Consider the following 16,606-nt stretch of genomic DNA (forward strand, 5'->3'; position numbering starts at 1 on the left):
TCGAGGGCGGCTCCGAATTAGGCTATTCTTCGAAGTGCGGGCTGATCGGCTGGGGTGGCGCGGTCCTTAGCCGAGAAATTCGTCAGGCCGTTCCCACCTGCTGACGGATGCCGTAACGGTCAGATTGGCATTCGCGCTCGCGACGGTCCGCGTCATGTCGAGCAGACGATCGAAGGGCAGCACGAAACCGATGATCAAGGCCGTCTGCGCGGTCGAAACGCCGACCGAGGCGAGGACGGCCGCGAGCATGAACAGGGAGGCCGAAGGGATCGGCGCAGTCCCGAATGCCGCGAGCGCTCCGGTCAGCAGGACGATACCCAGCATCGCCGGGTCCGGCGTCACGCCAAGCGCCTGCAGGCTGAAGACGCTCAGCAATCCCACATACATGGCCGTTCCGTCCTTGCCGATGCTCGCGCCGATCGGAAGAACGGTCGATGCGACACCGCGATCGATCTGCATCTTCTCGATCGCCACCCGCAAGGCGACGGGAAGAGTGGCAGCCGACGAGGCCGTGGCGAAGGCGACGGCAAGCGCGTCGATCGCCGCACGATAGAACCGTCCGACCTGCCGCTTCGCAACGAAGAGGAGCAGCGGAACATGGACCAGCGCAATCTGCACCGCGACCCCGATCACCACGCAGAGAGCCAGCCAGCCGATATTGGTGAAGACCGCGATCCCGTTCTGCGCGACCGCAACGGCGATCAGTGCGAAGACGCCATAGGGCGTGAACTCCATCACCAGCGCGACCAGCCGGAACAGGATGCGCGCGGCCGATTGCAGCAGGTTTGCAACCGGACGTCCTTCCTCCCCAGCCAGTACGGTGGCGACACCGAAGGCGATCGCGAAGAAGATGATGGCGAGCATGTCGCCCGCCACCAGCGCCTCGACCACATTGACAGGGACGATGCCCATCAGCTGATCGTAAACCGGCACAGGCTCGCCCAGAGCGAAGGCTTCCCCGCTCCCGATCGCCGCGCCCAGGCCTGGCTGGATGACGAGACCCGCCGCCATCCCGATCGCGACCGCGCAGAAGGTGGTGGCCGCGAACAGGGCGATCGTACGCGCACCGACCGCGCCCAGCCTGCGCGGATCGGCAAGCGCGGTGACGCCCGAGGCGAGGCTGATGAAAACGATGGGAACCACCAGCATTCGGATCAGCCGCACGAACAGATCGCCGAGGAAGGCGACATAGACGGTTGCCGATGGCGCCAGCAGGCCAAGCGCGACCCCGGCAACCAGACCGACCACGACACGGCGCCACAATGCCAGCGCCTGCCACCGCCGCAGCCAGGTCATCATCGCCAATCCCCTTTAATTCGCCGCGCCCCAGAAGCCTTCGCACGGCCGGTGCAGCATCCCCCGATCGCAGGACACACCATCGCTGCGATCTTCCATGAGCCACAACGGTCCGTCCAGATCGGCGAAAGCACTATCCGCAGCCAAAGCCAGGGCGGGGGCGATCGAGAGCGAGGAACTGATCATGCACCCGATCATGATACCCAGCTCTCTCTCGCGAGCCTGGTCGATCAGCTGGAGCGCTCCGGTCAGCCCACCCGCCTTGTCCAGCTTCACGTTCACCACCCCGTATCCGCTCGCCAGATTGTCGAGATCGCTGGCGGTGTGGATGGATTCATCGGCAGCGATCGGGATCGCGGATGCGAAGCCGTCGAGCGCCCTGTCCTCCCCAGCGGGCAAAGGCTGTTCCAGGAGATCGACGCGCAGGTCGATCATCAGCTCCTGCAACCCTTCGACCTCCTTCATAGACCAGCTTTCGTTCGGATCGACGATCAGGCGCGGATCGGGCGCGGCTTCGCGCACGGCGCGCAATTGCGCGGCGGGATCGCTCGAATCGACCTTGACCTTTACAAGCGGCGCCCGAGCCAGTTCGCGCGCGGCATCCCGCATCGCATCGGGGGTGTCGAGGCCGATGGTAAGCGCGGTTGCGATCGGCGCCAGCGGTTCGGCGAGCCCAAGCGTGGCGAATACGCTCCGGCCCGTCAGCCGCGCTTCCAGATCCCACAGCGCGCAATCGAGGGCATTTCGCGCCGCGCCCGCCGGCATCAGATCGAGCAGGTCGTGTCTGCTCGCCCCCGCTTCGATAGGCCCCTTTTGCGCTTCGATCGCGGCAAGCGCGCTTTCCACGCTCTCGCCGTAACGCGGGTAGGGGACGCCTTCACCGCGCCCCACCTTCCCGTCGCGACCGATCGCGACCGTCACCACTTCGGCAGCGGTCTTCACGCCGCGTGAGATACGGAAGGGCCGGGCGAGAGGAAGGCTTTCGTGGCGTGCGGAAAGGGTGGTGCCAGCTCCCGCCATCAGGCCCGTGCCACCCCTTCCACCGGACCGAGCAGCGCGTCGAGGATCGGTTCCACGCCCATCCGGTGCGGATCGGTACAGGGCAGACCGTGTTCGTCCTGAAGCCGCAGGCAGAGTGCGATCGCCTCGTTCTGGTCGAGGCTCGATGTGTTCAGGGCGATACCGATCATGCGGACATCAGGGCTGGTGAGGCGGGCGGTCGCAAGGTTCGCTGCGATGCATTCGGCCAGGTCGGGCGGGGCGCGATGGGTCAGGCCGCGCATCACGCGCCGGGTCGGATCGTGGCACATGACGAGCGCGGCGGGTTGGGCACCGTGCAATAGGCCGGTCGAAACGCCGGCGAAAGAGGGGTGGAAGAGCGAGCCTTGCCCCTCGATCAGATCCCAACCCCCGTCATGGCGGGCGGGGGCGAGCTGTTCGATCGCGCCGGAAATGAAATCGGCCACCACCGCGTCGAGCGGGATGCCCGCTCCGGCGACGAGGATGCCAGTCTGTCCCGTCGCACGAAAATCGCAGGCGATCCCGCGCGCGTCCATCCCGCGCTGAAGCGCCAGCGTCGTATACATCTTGCCGGACGAGCAATCGGTCCCGACCGTCAGCAGGCGATTGCCCGGTCGGGGATCGCCCGTCCCGACCATCAACCCTTCAGGCGGATCGCGAACGTCGTGAAGGAGGCGGCCCGTTCGCTGCGCGGCCTCCACCAGGCGCGGCTCGTCCTTCAATCTGCGATGCAGGCCTGACGCGAGGTCGAGACCGGCCTCCATGGCCTTGATCGCATCCTCGATAACGGTCTTTTCCAGCGTACCGCCGGAATTGACTATGCCGAGGACCATCGTGCGCGCGCCCTTCGCAACCGCCTCCGCAAAATTCATTCTCGGCAGTCCGAGCGTGAGCGGGCACTCATCGCTGCGATATTCGGCCACGCATTGTTCGGGTCGGAATACCGCCAGCCCGCGGGCGGTCTTGATGGCATAGGGATCGGTCGAATTGCCGAGATAGAGGAGATAGGGTGTCGCGATCATCATGGCCCGCATTTCGCAAGAAAACGCGACCTTACTGCGATGCGCTCGGCCCACCCAGAGGGCCTGTCCCATCGGAGGCATAGCATCGGGCTATACCGCGTCGATCACCTCGGCGAGCAGAGCGAGGAAATCGGCACCCGCGCGCGAAGGTGGGCGGGCTTGCAGATAGACCGCATTGATGTCGAAGGTCAGCGCGGGTTGGAGCGGGCGGCTGGCGAGCCCCGCCGCGAGAGCGGATTCGGCGGTGAAATTGTCGACGATCGCCATGCCCAGTCCCGCGCGCACGAGCGCCGCCGCGATGTAATAGGTGCGCGAGGACGCGCTTTCGGTCAGCGTTACTTCGAGGCGTTCGAGTTCGCTGCGCAGCAATTGGCCGATGGGACCGTTCTGGATCGGACTGATGAAATCCTTGCCCTCCATGTCCGCCAGATGGATGCGTGAGGGTGCATCGGGCAGATCTTCCGGCCGGAACAACACCACCAATTCCCCTTCGCCGATCACCTGATGGGCGACCGGTGCGGCAATCGGGACTTCGAAGCTGATCGCGATATCGGTTTCCCGCTCGTAGAGCTTGCGCACGATCTCGTCGTGGTGGAGCGTCTGGAGATCGAAGCGAATCTCGCTTCGCTTCGCGGTGAAACGCGCCACCGCCTCCGGCAAGGCGCCAAGCCCCAGCGAAGGCAGGGCCGAAATGCGCAGCAGGCTGCCTTCGCCCTGGCGCAGATTGCGGCACGCCTGATGCAGCGAGCGGACGCGGTCCTGAATGTCCGACACCTCGCCGAACAGGGTGCGCGCGTCTTCCGTCGGGATCAGTCGTCCTTTTGTCCGCTCGAAAAGGTCCAGTCCCAACGATTTCTCGGCATGGCGAAGCACCTTGGTGACGCTCGGCTGCGACACGTTGAGCGCGCGCGCCGCTGCGCTGACCGTGCCGTGGAGGAATACCGCGTGGAAGACTTCGATCTGGCGTAAATTCATCGGTGAAACGACCTCGCTGCAAGGGGACACATTCGGTGCGGTTATGGCCTTCAAATGTGTCGGCAGGGTTCAGGGGTGGACGGATCGGCGGCAATCGTAAATGCCTTTCGTCTGTTACCGCGTGGCGCAATCTGCGTCGTCGGTCGCGAAGAGGAGCGTTCGTCATGCCGTCCTTGCCTGTCCTCCGCCTGCCATCCCTTGCCGCACTCGCCTGCGCTCTGTCGCTGGGAGCTTGCGCCACCAGCACGCCGCCTGCCGTCGATATCGTGATCCGCGGCGGAACCATCTATGACGGCGGCGAGACGCCAGCCTATCCTGGAGACGTTGCGATCACGGGCGACAGGATCGCCTATGTCGGACCTCCGCGCAAGTTTGCGGCCGGACGGGTGATCGACGCGCGGGGCCAGATCGTGGCGCCGGGCTTCATCGATCCGCACACCCATGCGGATATCTTCCTGCGCGCGGACGATCCCGCCGAGCGGCTCAACGCCGCCTGGCTGACCCAGGGGGCGAGCACGGTGATGATCGGCGTCGATGGCGGCGGCACGCCCGATGTCGCGGAGGATGCGCGCAAGCTGGCCAATTCGGGCGTCGGCACCAATGTGGTGCCCTTCGTGGGCTTCGGCGCGGTTCGGGGGCGGGTGCTGGGCGATGTGGCGCGCGCGCCCGACAGCGATGAGCTCGACACCATGAAGCAGCTGGTCGCAGGCGCGATGTGCGCAGGCGCGACGGGCTTTTCTACGGGCCTGTTCTATGCCCCGCAGAGCTTCGCCACGACCGGGGAGGTGATCGCTCTGGCGCGGGAAGCAGGGCAGCGCGGCGGGCTCTACGATACGCACCAGCGCGATGAATCCTCCTATACGATCGGGCTGATGGATTCGACGCGGGAGGCGATCCGCATCGGCGAGGAGGCGGGCGCGCCAGTCCATATCGCGCATATCAAGGCGCTGGGTGTGGACGTGCAGGGCGAAGCGCCCGCCCTGATAGCCTTGATCGAGGCCGCGCGGGCGCGGGGGATCGATGTGACCGCCGACCAATATCCCTGGCTGGCTTCGGGATCGAGTCTCGATGCCGCGCTGCTGCCGCGCTGGGCGGTCGATGGCGGGGCGGAAGCGCTGCTGGCGCGGTTTGCCGATCCTGCTACCAAGGCGCGTATCCGCACGGAAATGGACGAAAACCTGCGCCGCCGGGGTGGAGCCGCGTCGCTGCTTCTCACCGCTCCCGGTCGGGTCTGGACAGGGCGAACCCTGGAAGAACAGGCGCAGGCCGAGGGGATCGATCCGGTCGAGGCTGCAATCCGCATCATCGCACAGGTCGCGTCGGAAGGCGGGCGGGGGACAGAGGTTGCCTCCTTCAACATGGCGCAGGGCGATGTCGAGGCATTGATGCGCCAGCCATGGGTGGTGACCGCCTCGGACGGTTCGCTGGGCCATCCCCGAATGTTCGCCACCTATCCCGAGAAGTACCGTACCTATGTGGTGGAACGCGGGACGATCGACCTTGCGCGCTTCATCCGTCAATCGACCGGGCAGGTCGCCGATATCTACAAGGTCGAAGAGCGCGGTTATCTGAAGCCCGGCTATTTCGCCGATGTGCTTGTCCTCGATCCCGAAGAATACGCGCCACGCGCGACCTATCTGTCGCCGCGCGAGTTGAGCGAGGGGGTCACCGCGCTGTTCGTGAATGGACGGTTGGCGGTCAATCACGGCGCGGTGACCGGGGAGGCGGCGGGCCGCGTGCTGCTGCGGTCGCGACCTGCCCGTTGCCCCTGACAGGAAAAGGCCCGCCCGCGGCATGAACCGCGAGCGGGCCTCCCCGTATTCAAGCCTTAGAATTCGAGCCGGACGCCGAAGCGGAATGTGCGGCCCAGCAGATCGCTGTAAGTGCTGTTCGCCGCCAGACCCGTTTCCGGCAGGATGATGGGATCGGCATCGAACAGATTGGTGATGTGCATGAACACCTCCGCATCCGCGCCCATCGCTTCAGCGATCTTGGCGGTCGCATTGAGGTCTACGTAGAACACGCCGTCAATGCTGTTGTCGTCGGTCGTGCGTGCCAGCGAGGTCGAGGGCGGACACGCCGTCGAACACTCGAAACGGGTTGCGGAATACCGTCCACTGCCGACGCCGCGACCCACTGCCGTCAGACCGAAATCGGGCGTCTGAAGGGCGATCGAGCCACGATACAGCCAGTCGGGCGGCCCGCTGCCGGACAGAGTGCCGAGCGGACTGATCGGTTCGGTGATCCCGTCATCCACCACGCTTTCGAGATAATGCGTCGCCACCGCGCGCAGGACGAGGGAGCTGTTCATCATGCCGAAGACATCGTCGAGGCCCAGGCGATAGGAGACGTCGAAATCGATGCCTTCGTTGCGCACCTCGGCGAAGTTGAAGGGGCTCGCGCGGAAGAACAGTTCGCGGACCCCGTCGGGATCGGGGCCGTAGGCCGCACAGAACCTAGTGATGCCCTCGTTGCAGCGGTTGAAGATGTCCTGCGCGAAATACTGCCCGATGGCCCCTTCCACGGTGATGTTGAAATAGTCGACCGAGGCGGACAGGCCGGGAACGAAGCGCGGCGTCAGCACCACGCCCGCCGAATAGGTGTCGGCCTTTTCCGGCTCGAGATCGAGATTGCCCGTCGTGGTCTCGCGGAAGGTAATGGTGGTCGCCGGATTGACGAAGGCATTGGTCAGCGTGTTCGTCCGCGATGTGCCCGCCTGGAACAATTCGTTCAGATTGGGCGCCCGGATGTCGCGCGAATAGGTTCCGCGCAGCATGATGTCGTCGATCGGCTGCCAGGTCGCGCCAAGTTTGTAGGTCGTGACGTAGCCCGACGTGGAATAGTCCGTCGCACGCACCGCGCCGTTGAAGATGAGCCCGAAGCCAAGCGGAACGACGGTTTCAAGGTATGCTTCCTTGACGTCGTATTCCCCGAAGGTCGGGAGGTAGTTACCGACCTGGAAGCCGGTCTGAAAGTCGGTGGGGACGAAGCCGGAGACCTCTTCCTTGCGATATTCGGCGCCGACGGCGAGGCTCACGTCACCGGCCCAGAGCGCGAAGGGCGTGAAAGACAGGTTCGCACCCACGACCGTCTGCTTCAATTTCTGGTCGCGATAGGGGTCGCCGAGGACGTAGTCGATCGCCGCCGGATTGGTGACGCCCGTGCCCAGGATGTTGAGCGGGACGCAGCCATTGGTCGGATCCGTCAGTGTCGAACGGCACACGATGGTGCCTGCCGGAACGCCGATCGCATTGCCCGCCGGGGCGAACACGGCGTCGATGGCGTTGTTGTAATTGGCGTTGATGATGATGTCGCGCAGCTGTTCGTGGGAATTGGTTTCGCCATACTGGACATAGGCATCCCAGATCGCGGCCTTGCCCGCGATTTCGAATTCGCCTTCGACGCCGCCTAGATAGCGCTGAACGTCGCGCTGGTTGTTGAGAGCGCGGAACGGCAGGTCGCTCTGCGTCGTGCCGACCGTCACCGTGTTGATGCCCGCCGCCTGCGCGCCCAGAGTGCGGATCAGGAACGCGTTGTCGCCACGCAGAACCCGGCCAGTCGAGAATTGCGGACCGGCGTTGAAAAAGGTTTCCTGCCAATTGTAGGAGGCTTCGATGAAGGCGGTGGCCCAGGGCGTAATATCGAAGCTCAGGCGACCGAAGGCATTGCGCCGATCCTCTTCCGGCGAGAGGCCGATGCGGCTGTTCGAATCGTCGACCTGATAACTGCCGCCGATCGTGATGCCACTGCTTTGCGCGACGGTCGGGAACTGGCCGTAATCATAGCGCAGCACCTGCCCACCAGGGCCGAAATAGAGGCCGCGAAGGCGGTTGGCGACGCCCCCGGACGACGCGTTGATGATCCCGCCGGGTGCGGCATTGTTGCGATTGCCGGGGCCGCGCACGATGAACTGCGGGAGGCCGTTGGACGCCGTATAGTCGGGGTTGGGAATGATATTCGGCACGCCGAAATTCCAGTCCCGATCGACTTTGAAGATACCGTCCTGATGCGAAACCTGCCCACTCAGGAGCAGATGCCCGCGTCCATCCGCGAAGGGCACGCCGGTCGCGGCGTTGACCTGATAGGTGAAGCCGTCGCCCTTGTCGGTTATGCCGGCATTGCCGCTGAGCTTCAGGCCCTCATAACGCTTGTCGAGCACGAAATTGACCACGCCCGCGACCGCGTCGGAACCATAGGCGGCCGATGCGCCTCCCGTAACCACCTCGACGCGGCTGACGAGCTGCTGGGGGAAGGTGTTGACGTCGACAAAGCCTTGCACGGTCGAAGGCACGGTCCGCCGCCCGTCGAGCAGGACCAGCGTCCGTTCCAGCCCGAGATTGCGCAGATTGATCGTGTTGATGCCCGACAGGCCGGAGCTGATGTTGAGGCGGGAATTCGACAGCTGCGCGCTGCCTGCGACCGAGGGGAGTTGGCTGACGAGGTCGAAGAGATTGTTGGTCGGCGATTCCGCCTGGATTTGTTCCGTGCTGATAACTGTCAGCGGAGTCGGGCTGTCGAAACCGAGCCTCGCGACGCGCGAGCCGGTGACGATGATCTCATCGGAGGAGCGCTCGATCGTCTCGGTCGTCTGGACGGCGGGATCTTCGTCCTCGTCCGCAGCCGTTTGCGCTGCCGCGGGCACTGCCGCGATTGCTAGGAGGGCCGTGCTCGCAAGCGCGCTGCTGCTGGCGAAGCGAGTGCGGCCGGACGAAAACCGGGATGGTGTGCGCTTTGGCAAATTCATCTTAAATCCCTCACTACCAAAACGGACGGTTCACGCCGCTGCCGGCCCGCCGAAACGGGTCATGACGAATTCGAACCATCCTGTTCCCTGAAGCAATTCCGGCCGTTGCGCCGAAATCGCGAAGCATTTCCACCCCATGACGGCCGGGCGGGATTGACCGTATTACGAATGTGCGCGCTGCATCGAAAATTGGTTCGATCGTTCGCCAAACCTTCTTTTTTCAGCACGTTCGAACCTAACCGCGAGCGAGGCTTCGTCAATACGCGCAGCGCGCCCAGCTGTGCAGGAACATATAGCTTCGGGGTATGGCACGCCCATGCGCACTGGCGCGACGGGGCCGGACGAATAGCCGCGAGTTATGGGGCGGCTTTTCATCGATATGCGCGGGACTTCGCCGCGCCGCTAGGATCGCGGGGACCCCGAGATCAGGCGGAGCGGCATTCGTGATTTCCAAACATCCAACCAGCCGATGACCCGCCGCGCGCTTCTCCTCGCAACGGCGGGGATCGCCGCTCTGGCTGGCCTTTCCGCACGCGGCATGGCGCGGTTTCGCCCGAGCGATCTTTCGAAGGGGAAGGGGCTGAGGGCGGAGATCGCCATTCTGGAAGATCGCTTCGGCATTCCCCATGTCCGCGCCGGATCGCTGCACGATGCCTATTTTGGCCAGGGGTATCTGGTCGCACGCGACCGGCTGTTCCAGCTCGACCTCGATCTGCGCCGAGACATGGGACGAATGGCTGAAGCCTTCGGTCCGCGTTTTCTGGCATCCGACCGCGCGGCACGGCTGTTTCATTATCGCGGCGACCTTGGCGCGGAACTGGCCTCGATCCCGGCAGATGTCGTCGATTGCGTGCGCGGCTATTGCGCGGGGATCAACGCGCGGATCGACGAAATCGCGGCCGATCCGTCACTGGCACCACGCGAATTTTCCATCCTCGGGATCGAGCCCATGCGCTGGTCGGTGGAGGATTGCCTGCGCCGTCGCGGCGCGGGGAGCGACGATGCCGATGAGGAGATACGGCGCGCCATGCTGGAAGCGCGCGGATTGCTCGATCTCGAACACTGGCGCGAGCCGCTGCGCCCGGCATGGGATTTCACCGTACCTGAGGGCCTCGATTGCGCCGCCGTCTCCCCGTTCGACCTTGGCGCTCTGCGCGATCTCGATCGTCCCCCGGCAATCGAGCCGCCGCTGGTCGCCCGGATCGACAAGGCATTGCTGCGAGAGAACCGCCGGACCGATCAGGCCGCGCAAGGGAGCAATGCCTGGACCGTAGCTGCATCGCGAACCGATACCGGACGCCCGATCCTCGCCAATGATCCCCACCTCGCGATCGGGGGTTTCAGCCCCCGTCACATCGTTCATCTGACGGCGCCCGGCCTCGATGTGATAGGCGCAGGGTATCCGGGTCTGCCGGGGATCATGCAGGGCCATACCGATCGCTTCGCCTTCGGGCGCACCAATTTCCATATCGACCAGTCAGACCTGTTCGTGCTGGAAACGCACCCCGACGATCCGACGCTTTACCGCCATGACGGGGCCTGGAAGCCGTTCGATGTGGTCGAAGATGTGATCGCGGTGAAGGGCGGGGCGCCTGAACGGATCGTCCTGCGCTATAGCGAAGGGCGCCCGGTCATCGCCGAGGATCCAGCGAAGAACCGGGCTATCGCCTTCGCGACGGTGACCATGCTGCCGGGCGCCAATATGCGCTTCGCCATCGTCGCGATCAATTTGGCGAAGGGTTGGGACAGCTTGCGCGAAGCCTTCCGCATGCATGTCTCCCCGACCAATCTCCATTACGCCGACATCGACGGCAATACGGGCTGGCAGGCGATCGGGTTCGCTCCCATACGACCACGCCATGACGGGCTGTTCCCCGCGCCGGGTGACGGATCGTTCGACTGGAAGGGCGTGCAGGCGGTCGAGGACATGCCGAGCCGCTTCAACCCGGATAGCGGCGTGATCGTCTCCGCCAATGCCATGAACCTGCCGACGGATTACCCCTACGGCGAGCATATCCTCAGCTTCACTTGGTCCGATCCGTTTCGGCACGACCGGATCGAGGAGGTGCTTGGCGCACAGGGCCAGCACTCGCTGGATGACAGTGTCGCGCTGTTGCATGATACCATCGCCATTCCAGCAAGGAAGCTGGTCGCGATGCTGCCGGAGGAACCCTCGCCGGACGCGCGCGAGGCGGCGCGGATGCTCGCTGGCCGGGACGGCGATCTTGCTGCCGATAGCGGCGCGGCGCTGCTTTACGAGATGGTGATTGCCGAGCTTTCGGAGCGGTTCCACGCTGCCGTCATTCCGCACTCGGCAAGGGATATTATAACACGAGTCAATCTCGATGCGATGCTGACGGCGCTGGAAACCTTCGACATGCGTCTGGGGCCCGATCCGGCAGCGACTAGGCGCGCGTTGATCGATGGCGCACTGGCCGGTGGTTGGGCGAAGGCCGTGGAGGTGGGGGGCGCCGATCCGGGACAATGGCGCTGGGGCGATCTGCACCGCGTGACCATCGCCCATCCGCTCGACGCGGTTCCGGCCATTGCCGACGCCTTCCCTGCAATCATGGGCGGAGAATCCGGCGGCGATGGCACCACGGTCATGGCGCGCGGAATGCGTGCGGGCGGGGGCTATTCGGTCCGGCACGGGGCGAGCTTCCTCTTCGCCGCCGATGTCGGTAATTGGGACCGTACGCGGTTCCTCCTTCTACCCGGCCAGTCGGCCGATCCCGCCTCAGCGCATTATCGCGACTTCTATGAGCCCTGGCTCGCGGGGGAAATGGCCGAATGGTCCTTCACCAAGTCGGCCGTGGACGCGGCGGCGGTGCGAAGCTTCACCATTTCACCGGATTAGCGATCAGTTGCCGGCGGCGATGGCGACCAGCGCCGCGTCCAGCGCTGCCAGTGCTGCGCCTTCTCCGCCGGGCGGAATATCATTGGCAAAGGCGGAGAAGACCAGTTCCTCGCCGCTCGCAGCGATCATGTAACCCGACAGGGCGCGCGATGCGTTGAGCGAGCCGGTCTTGGCGAATATGCGCCCGTCCAGCGGGGTTTCCGCGAAGCGACGGGCGAGCGTCCCGTCTACTCCGCCAACGGGAAGGCTGGCTCGCCACGCCGCGCCCCATTCCTGCCGGGCGGCCCAGGCGAGAAGCCTGGCGGTGACGCGGGGGTTCAGGCGGTTGTAGCTCGACATGCCCGATCCGTCGGCGAGGACGAAGCCGTCGCGCGGAAGAGCGGCGGCGTCCAGCAAATCCTCCAAAGCGCGCTGACCGTCCGCCACCGAGCCGCTGCCGTTCAGTTTTCCGGCCCGGCGCAGCATCAATTCGGCGTGGAGGTTCTGGCTCTGCTTGTTGATTGTCTCGATATCGGCGACGAGCGGTTCGGGCGGCAATTGGGCGAGCATGTCCTCCTTCGGCATTCGGGCGGCTGGGGCGCCCGCGCGGTATTTTGGATCGTCCGAGGGTAGGAGCGGGCGATAGCGTGAGGTCACCTCACCCGACACAATCACGCCGCGCTCCTCAAGCAGCCTTGCCAGACGCCAGGCGGCGCGATGGGCGGGATCGTCCAGGCCGAGGCGGAAGACCGCAATTTCCGCGTCCGCACCGATCGTTCCGTCGACGACCAGCCTATCGCTGCCGGGGAGGCGGCGAAGGTCGAGCGCATTTGCGCCGCCCGCAACTGTGTGTGTCAGATTTTCGATCTGGTAATAGCCGTCGCTTTCAGTCGTGCCCGGCTGTCCGATCCTGCCCGGCGCCACGGAGACCACGAACTCGTTATCGTCCACGACCAGCGCGCTGGTGGCGGTGCCATAGCGAAACGGGATGTTGTTCCAGCTCATCCCCGCGCTCCAGCGCTCGTCGGGATACCAGCTCGCATCGCCGACGACGTTGCGGACCCGGCGCGTGCGCGAGGCGACCACGTCTGCGAGCGTGGCAAGGCACTGGCTCTGGCAATCGCGCGCGCTCGACACGGTTGCCTCGCCGCGCCCTTCGAGCACGACGTCGACCATGCTATCAGGTGCCGGCTCAATCCGCACGCCTGTTCCTTCGGCGGCCTCCTGCAAGGCGGCGAGCTGGCGATAGGCGGCGAGCGTGGTGTAGATCTTGGTGTTCGATGCGGGGATGAAACGCTCGTCCGGCGCGATAGCGAGGATCTCGCTGCCCTCTTTGTTCTGGACCACCAGTCCGTAGCGCGTGCCTTCCGGCGCGGCGGAGAGAATCCTTTCGACGGTCTCGGCTGACGGGCGGATTGGTTCGGCAACCCATGGGGCGGGTGCCTCTGCCTGCTGGGCGAGAGAGGGCGTGGCGAGGAAGAGCGCGAGGGCACAGATAAGGATCGAACGCATCGCGCCGTTATAGCCAAGGACAGCAAGGCAGGTAGCTTTTACCGTCGAGGTTCGGCGCGAACCCATAACCTGCGGCAATGCCCTTGCCCCCAACCAATGGCGCGCTGCCCAGTCCTTGGCGCTAAGAGACCGGGGGACTCTTGCGGTTAGGCGGGACGGTTATGGCGCGATATTATCTCGGTTTCGACGTGGGCGGCAGCAAGACGCGCGCGCGTCTGATCGATGCGGGCGGAACGGTTATCGGAACCGGCGAAGCAGGGCCCGGCAATACGCGCATGGGGATCGACCGGGTCAAACAGGTCCTGCTTGAAGCAGGCCGCCATTCCATTACCGCGGCAGGAATTTCAGACAGCGAAATCGGCGAGATCGCGATGGGGGCGGGGATTGCCGGATTGTCGCGCGAAGGGGCCCGTAATGCGCTTGAGAATGAGGATTTCCCCTATGCCGCGACCATCTTTGCCACCGATGGGATGATCGCCAATCTGGGCGCCCATGGCGGGCAGGACGGCGCCATCCTGATTATCGGCACCGGCAGTTCGGCGCATGTGCTGCATGAGGGGAAAAGCTTCACCATCGGCGGTTACGGCTTCCCGATTTCCGACGAAGGCAGCGGAGCCGCCCTCGGCCTCAGCGCGATGCGACACGCCTTGCGCGCGCTCGACGGGCGGACCAAGCCCACTCCGCTCAGCAGCGCGATCACGGCCCGCTTCAGCCACGAAACGCCGCGCGCGATCGCCTGGATGGATGAAGCGCGGCCCGCCGATTATGCGAGTTTTGCGCCGCTGGTGATGGATTTCGCCGAAGCGGATGACGAAATCGCCCGCTCCATCGTCGAGGATGCGGCGCGCCATATCGAGCGCTTCATCGAGACGATCTTCGAACGCGGCGCACCGCGATGCGCTCTTGCCGGTGGGCTCGCGCCGCGCATGGAGCCATGGCTGAAGGCGCGCACCGTCGCACGCCTGGTGCCCGCGCAGGGAGACCCGGTGGACGGCGCCCTGTATCTCGCGGGATACCGGCCTCAGCGATAGTCGTAGAGCTTTCCAGCGATCCAGACGCGGCGCACTCGAAGCGCCTCGTCGAGATGGACGAGATCGGCGACCATGCCGGGCGCGATCGTTCCGCGCCAGGTATCCATTCGCAGAAACGCGGCCGGATTGGCGCTCGCCATGCGGCTAGCATCCACGAGCGAAAGGCCGAGCATCTCGGTCGCGTTGCGCAGGGCCAAATCCATCGTCAATGCGCTTCCGGCGAGCGTGCCGTCATCGCCCCGCAAGGCGCCGTCCGCGACCGTGATCGTCCGGCCCTGCAATTCGAAGCTCGCCATCGCGGTGCCAGCCGGTGGCATCGCGTCGGTGACCAGCATTGCCCCATCGAGCCCGCGCGCCGCGAGCGCCACGCGCAGGCTGGCAGGGTGGACGTGATGGCCATCGACGATGATCCCGAAGCGGCTGTTACGATCTTCCAGCGCGGCGCCAACCATGCCCGGTTCACGCGATCCGAACGGCGTCATCGCGTTGAACAGGTGCGTGAACCCATCAAGCTCCTCGTCCAGCGCGCGCCGCGTCGTCGCGTAACCGGCGGTCGAATGGCCAGCGGCGACCAGCACTCCCGCTGCGCGCAGACATGCGATCGTCCCGGCAGGCACCGCTTCGGGGGCGAGCGTCACGAGTTTCACGCCTCGGGATGGGCGAGCGAGCAGGTCGAGTTCCGCTTCCGTTGGTGCGCGAACGAACCGATCGGCGTGAATGCCGCGACGCTCCGCGCTGATGAATGGCCCCTCGACATGGATGCCCAGTATTCCCGGCACGCCTGCCGCGATGGCTGCATCGACGGCCTCGATCGCACGTCGCATGGAGGGGAGATCGTCGCTGATGAAAGTCGGGAGAAGGCCGGTCGTTCCATGGCGTCGATGGGCCTGCGCGATGGCCTCTATCGTTTCGACGGTCGGTTCGTCGTTGAACAGAACGCCGCCGCCGCCATTGACCTGGGTATCGATGAACCCCGCGACGAGATAGCCACCCTCCAGCTCCATGCGCGCGTCCGATGGACTGTCGAGCGGCCCGATCTCGCGGATGAAGCCATCCTCGATGGCGACTGCCGTGCCGTCCCGCAAGCCATCGGGCGTGACGATTTTCGCGCCGCAGAGACTATGCGCGCTCATCGGGTGCGCGTGACCTTGGAGAGATGGGGCGGGCGGTCTGGATCGAGCCCACGACTTCGGGCGAGCGCTTCGACAAGGCGATAGAAGCTCAGGATCATGCCGATCGCCTCGACCGCAGGATCGCGCGATCGGATCGCGGGCAGGGCACAAGTGTTCGCACTGCCTGCCGACAGGATCTGCGCGCCACGCTCGTGCAGCGATCCGAGCCGTTCCAGGAAACTGTCCTGTGCTGCGTCGCCGGGCGCGAAGGCAAAGACTGGGTCGCCTTCACCGATCAGCGCCATCGGACCGTGCGCGACTTCCGCGCTGCTGAAGGCTTCGGCATGAATCCGCGCGACTTCCTTGAATTTCAGTGCCGCTTCACCAGCGATCGGCAGCGTGCATCCACGTCCGAGGACGAGCAAGCGATCTAGGGCGGACAGCGGCCCGATTGCGGCGGTCCAATCGCGGGTATAAGCCTTCTCCAGCACGGCCTCGATTTCGTCCAAAGCCTTTGCGAGCACCTCGCCCGTTTGCAACGCGGAGACGAGATCGGCCACCGCCACAAGCGACGCGATGAAGCTCTTGGTCGCGGCGATGCTGTGCTCTTCCCCAGCATGAAGCGGAAGGAGGATATCCGCTTCGCGTGCCAGCGGCGAAGTCTCGTCATTCACCATCGCGACCACCGTGGCGCCCGCCGCGCGCGCGGCAGAAGCGGTCTCGATCAGATCGGGGCTCCGCCCGGACTGCGAAATCGCCAGCGCGAGCGTGCCTTTCAATCGCGGTGAGGTCGCCTTGAAGAGCGTCGCGAGCGAGGGAGACTGGCTCACGGTCGGAATGCCCAAACGGGTTTCGAACAGATATTTGGCGAAGCTTGCCGCGTGATCCGACGAGCCGCGCGCGATCGTGATGGCGAAGGGGGGATCGAGCGCGCGGATGCGCCGTGCCGCTTCGCGCAGGGCATTGCGGTTCCGCTCTCGCTGCAAGGCGGCCCGCCGGGGCGCTTCGGCTGCCTCGCGCGCCATTTGCGACAGTTCGGGTCCGGTCCCGCTCATAAC

At 65.2% G+C, this 16,606-nt stretch carries 11 protein-coding genes; 3 read left to right on the forward strand and 8 right to left on the reverse strand.

Translation table 11 applies throughout. The features are described from left to right. Positions 1 to 66 precede the first annotated feature (66 nt). From GRI47_RS03605 to GRI47_RS03620, 4 genes are all read right to left on the reverse strand, one after another. A complete protein-coding gene (locus tag GRI47_RS03605) occupies positions 67 to 1,299 on the reverse strand; it encodes a dicarboxylate/amino acid:cation symporter (RefSeq protein ID WP_337190630.1) in 1,233 nt (410 codons plus the stop codon). Positions 1,300 to 1,311: 12 nt separating this feature from the next. Beyond that, entirely contained in the window at positions 1,312 to 2,316 is a 1,005-nt protein-coding gene (gene dgcA / locus GRI47_RS03610; protein ID WP_160659993.1) for an N-acetyl-D-Glu racemase DgcA, read from the reverse strand. Beyond that, on the reverse strand, positions 2,316 to 3,338 hold the full coding sequence (gene dgcN, locus GRI47_RS03615) for an N-acetyltransferase DgcN (protein ID WP_202387271.1): 1,023 nt from the start codon (positions 3,336 to 3,338) through the stop codon (positions 2,316 to 2,318). Before dgcN ends, dgcA begins: the two co-directional genes overlap by 1 nt. Positions 3,339 to 3,428: 90 nt before the next feature. Continuing rightward, complete coding sequence (locus GRI47_RS03620) at positions 3,429 to 4,313, reverse strand: LysR family transcriptional regulator (protein WP_160659995.1); 885 nt, start codon at positions 4,311 to 4,313, stop codon at positions 3,429 to 3,431. A gap of 164 nt (positions 4,314 to 4,477) precedes the next feature. On the opposite strand from GRI47_RS03620, the gene GRI47_RS03625 reads away from it, so the two are divergent. Further along, positions 4,478 to 6,085: an N-acyl-D-amino-acid deacylase family protein gene (locus GRI47_RS03625; RefSeq protein WP_160659996.1), complete on the forward strand. Its 1,608-nt coding sequence runs from the start codon at positions 4,478 to 4,480 to the stop codon at positions 6,083 to 6,085. Positions 6,086 to 6,141: 56 nt separating this feature from the next. Here GRI47_RS03625 and GRI47_RS03630 read toward each other — a convergent pair whose 3' ends face one another. After that, a complete protein-coding gene (locus tag GRI47_RS03630) occupies positions 6,142 to 9,057 on the reverse strand; it encodes a TonB-dependent receptor plug domain-containing protein (protein WP_160659997.1) in 2,916 nt (971 codons plus the stop codon). Between the two features lie 469 nt (positions 9,058 to 9,526). Between GRI47_RS03630 and GRI47_RS03635 the strand changes: the two genes are divergently transcribed. Then, positions 9,527 to 11,914 carry a penicillin acylase family protein gene (locus GRI47_RS03635; protein ID WP_160659998.1) on the forward strand — a complete coding sequence of 796 codons (2,388 nt, stop codon included), beginning with the start codon at positions 9,527 to 9,529 and terminating at the stop codon, positions 11,912 to 11,914. Positions 11,915 to 11,917: 3 nt separating this feature from the next. Here GRI47_RS03635 and dacB read toward each other — a convergent pair whose 3' ends face one another. Further along, complete coding sequence (dacB, locus tag GRI47_RS03640) at positions 11,918 to 13,405, reverse strand: D-alanyl-D-alanine carboxypeptidase/D-alanyl-D-alanine endopeptidase (RefSeq protein ID WP_160659999.1); 1,488 nt, start codon at positions 13,403 to 13,405, stop codon at positions 11,918 to 11,920. 161 nt (positions 13,406 to 13,566) lie between these two features. On the opposite strand from dacB, the gene GRI47_RS03645 reads away from it, so the two are divergent. Further along, complete coding sequence (locus tag GRI47_RS03645) at positions 13,567 to 14,436, forward strand: glucosamine kinase nucleotide-binding domain-containing protein (protein WP_160660000.1); 870 nt, start codon at positions 13,567 to 13,569, stop codon at positions 14,434 to 14,436. On the opposite strand, the gene nagA is transcribed toward GRI47_RS03645, so the two are convergent. Continuing rightward, positions 14,427 to 15,569 (reverse strand): N-acetylglucosamine-6-phosphate deacetylase, encoded by a 1,143-nt coding sequence (nagA, locus tag GRI47_RS03650; protein ID WP_160660001.1) that lies wholly within the window; start codon positions 15,567 to 15,569, stop codon positions 14,427 to 14,429. The genes GRI47_RS03645 and nagA overlap by 10 nt on opposite strands. Next, positions 15,566 to 16,603 carry an SIS domain-containing protein gene (locus GRI47_RS03655; RefSeq protein WP_237452608.1) on the reverse strand — a complete coding sequence of 346 codons (1,038 nt, stop codon included), beginning with the start codon at positions 16,601 to 16,603 and terminating at the stop codon, positions 15,566 to 15,568. The genes nagA and GRI47_RS03655 overlap by 4 nt, the downstream gene beginning before the upstream one ends. Positions 16,604 to 16,606: the final 3 nt, after the last annotated feature.

The organism is Qipengyuania pelagi (assembly GCF_009827295.1).
Taxonomy (GTDB): domain Bacteria; phylum Pseudomonadota; class Alphaproteobacteria; order Sphingomonadales; family Sphingomonadaceae; genus Qipengyuania; species Qipengyuania pelagi.

Coding starts and splice junctions, on each gene's coding strand:
- nagA (WP_160660001.1), bottom strand. CDS start 15,569: ATGAGCGCGCATAGTCTCTGCGGCGCGAAAATCGTCACGCCCGATGGC.
- dgcN (WP_202387271.1), bottom strand. CDS start 3,338: ATGATCGCGACACCCTATCTCCTCTATCTCGGCAATTCGACCGATCCC.
- GRI47_RS03635 (WP_160659998.1), top strand. CDS start 9,527: ATGACCCGCCGCGCGCTTCTCCTCGCAACGGCGGGGATCGCCGCTCTG.
- GRI47_RS03625 (WP_160659996.1), top strand. CDS start 4,478: ATGCCGTCCTTGCCTGTCCTCCGCCTGCCATCCCTTGCCGCACTCGCC.
- GRI47_RS03655 (WP_237452608.1), bottom strand. CDS start 16,603: ATGAGCGGGACCGGACCCGAACTGTCGCAAATGGCGCGCGAGGCAGCC.
- GRI47_RS03645 (WP_160660000.1), top strand. CDS start 13,567: ATGGCGCGATATTATCTCGGTTTCGACGTGGGCGGCAGCAAGACGCGC.
- GRI47_RS03630 (WP_160659997.1), bottom strand. CDS start 9,057: ATGAATTTGCCAAAGCGCACACCATCCCGGTTTTCGTCCGGCCGCACT.
- dgcA (WP_160659993.1), bottom strand. CDS start 2,316: ATGGCGGGAGCTGGCACCACCCTTTCCGCACGCCACGAAAGCCTTCCT.
- dacB (WP_160659999.1), bottom strand. CDS start 13,405: ATGCGTTCGATCCTTATCTGTGCCCTCGCGCTCTTCCTCGCCACGCCC.
- GRI47_RS03605 (WP_337190630.1), bottom strand. CDS start 1,299: ATGATGACCTGGCTGCGGCGGTGGCAGGCGCTGGCATTGTGGCGCCGT.
- GRI47_RS03620 (WP_160659995.1), bottom strand. CDS start 4,313: ATGAATTTACGCCAGATCGAAGTCTTCCACGCGGTATTCCTCCACGGC.